The sequence below is a fragment of the Desulfonatronum zhilinae genome (assembly GCF_900182865.1).
Taxonomy (GTDB): Bacteria; Desulfobacterota; Desulfovibrionia; order Desulfovibrionales; family Desulfonatronaceae; genus Desulfonatronum; species Desulfonatronum lacustre.
In genome coordinates this window covers 1-2,183 of record NZ_FXUJ01000074.1, presented here as the reverse complement: position 1 = coordinate 2,183, position 2,183 = coordinate 1, and the positions used below count along the sequence as shown (strand labels likewise).

2 protein-coding genes and 1 pseudogene are annotated in these 2,183 nt (G+C 51.2%); all 3 read right to left on the bottom strand.

Annotated features, from left to right (window positions below; all coding sequences use genetic code 11):
• Window positions 1–457, bottom strand: a pseudogene (locus AC559A_RS18995) (IS1380-like element ISDth1 family transposase); the annotation flags it as partial.
• Window positions 458–592: 135 nt separating this feature from the next.
• Window positions 593–832, bottom strand: coding sequence for a hypothetical protein (locus AC559A_RS18990; protein WP_498819260.1), 240 nt, complete (start codon window positions 830–832; stop codon window positions 593–595).
• A 211-nt stretch (window positions 833–1,043) separates the two neighbouring features.
• Window positions 1,044–2,162, bottom strand: coding sequence for an IS1380 family transposase (locus AC559A_RS18985; protein WP_498819261.1), 1,119 nt, complete (start codon window positions 2,160–2,162; stop codon window positions 1,044–1,046).
• Window positions 2,163–2,183 lie beyond the last annotated feature (21 nt).

The following is a 2,183-nucleotide window of genomic DNA, read 5'->3' as shown; positions in this document are numbered from 1 at the left end:
CTTCTTTTTTGGTCTCGTCGTTGTCGTAGATCACCGGGTCGATATCCACTCGAACCCATTTCTTGTCGTCTTTTTGCAAGTACTCATGAGCCATGCCGGTCTTTTTCCAGAGCTTGACCGAGCATCCCGGAAGCATGGCCTCCAGCTCAGTGTTCAGGGCGATGCGCTGAAAGGTTTGCCTGTAGGTTTCCGCCGAAGGCACCCTGCCGATGTCAACGGCGTTCATGAAGTACCGGTTGCCTGCCAGCGGTTTGACGTGATCAAAATCAGTTTTCCCTTGGACCATCAGCCCGAGCATGGTTTTCAAGATGTTTTCTGTGGATATCTGCGGCCTACCGATGGTCACCTGCTTTGCCACAGCATCAAGACCTGCCAGTTTGGCCATCTGTCCTACGAACACCAAGCCGGCTGGCCCGGCCTGGAGGTTTTCCTTGTGAACCACCTTGGATATGCCCATACTCATCGCCCCCATCACCTATTGGGTGAGTTTGTAAAGTTACTGCGTCGATGACTGAACATATCTAAATGATTGAACAAAGTCAAGAAAAAGACTGCACTGTTACTGTATTAGCATTGCAATAACTTCACGGATTCAGGGTTCAATGCCGAATGGGCGCGCCTTGTATTCCCGGGCGGCGATTTCCAGAAACTGTCCTTCCCCCGCGCCGATGTCCACCAGGAGATTGTCTTGCAGGCCGATGGACATGTCCAGAAAATCGGCGACATACACCTGGCGGGCCTTGACCGCGGGAATTCTGGCCGTGTACTGGCTGCCGTACAATTCTTCGGACCAGCAGCGGGCAATGGCCTCCGGATCGCGCCTGTGTTGCACATACCTAAATTGAGCGGTTCACATTTCGGCAGCAACTCACCTGGCAATATTTGACGGTTAATCATCTCATTTTAGAGTTAGAAAGCGACTTTCAGGTTCTTTTTGGTCGTATTTCATTGCAGGAACATATTAAAACCTATTTTCGCTATATTTTGACATTTTTTGGACGCAATTGTCCTGCTGGTCTGTCGATTTGTCATCAAATCTGGCCTTACGTCCAGGATAACCGCGGCCCCTTGCCGCTGCGTTCCCAGAGTTCTTTGAAATCCAGAGCCTCCATGACCGCCGCCGGAATCTTGAGCTTGATTTTACGTCCGGACTTGACGATTTTGCCGGCAATATCCAACAGCTTCCGACGCAACGTGGTTGGTGTGGCGCTGACCGGAATCACCGGATCGCCGACATCTCGCTTGAAGCATTCAAAGAGAAAGAATCCAAGAAGCATCATGTAGTAAAGAGCTGAATTCGCGGCGAACTTCTTGAACGGCAACTCCTCGAAACCGAAATCTTTCAAGGATCGATGCACCAGTTCATCAGCTCCGCGCTGATGGTACGATTTGACGACCTCCTCGGTGCGTACGAGGTGTCCGTGGCCGGAGCGCTCTAACTGTTCGTCGATGGGCTGCCCCATGCCGAGGTTTGTATACACAAGCGTACCGGGACGCGAACCGGGCAGGAGGAACCGTTTTTCCTCAAGAAATGGATGCCAGAAAATAGTCCGACGAAAGGTTTTCCATGCTTTCCGGCAATTGCCGAACTCGGTGAATTCCCAGATGTCCTCGTCGGTCTTGCCGTAATGGCGTTCAAAGTTCTCAGTCGGTATGGAGGCGATCAAGTCTTTGATCTCCGTGCAAAAACGCCCGCCGACAATGTAGCCGACGCCCAGTGCCTCCATTTCTTCGAATAATTTTTGGTCAAAGTATCCTGAATCCATGCGGACGATGATCGGCACGTCTTCGCGATACTTGTCCCGAATTTTGGTGACGGCACGCCGGATCATCTTGTTCGTGTCGTCGCCATAGTTGGAATGCTTTGAACCACTGCGAAAAATGGCGTCGATGATGAACGGTCCCCAGGTCATCTGTAACGGAGCGAAGCCGCGCTTTCTCTTGTAAGTTGGTTCGACGAACTCTCGCTTTTGGGCATCGTCGTTGTCCATGATCATGACGTCGAGGTTCAAGATGATGAGGCTTGGTTTTTCCAAGGTCAGCCTCCATATGAACAAACGCTGAAGAATCAGCCGAAACAGGGACGACATCCGTATTGGAATTGCTTGAAAAAATCGTTTGACCGCATGCGAGGAGGCCATTTTGTCCGATTCCATTTCAATAGCGGCTGCGTAACCGGAATC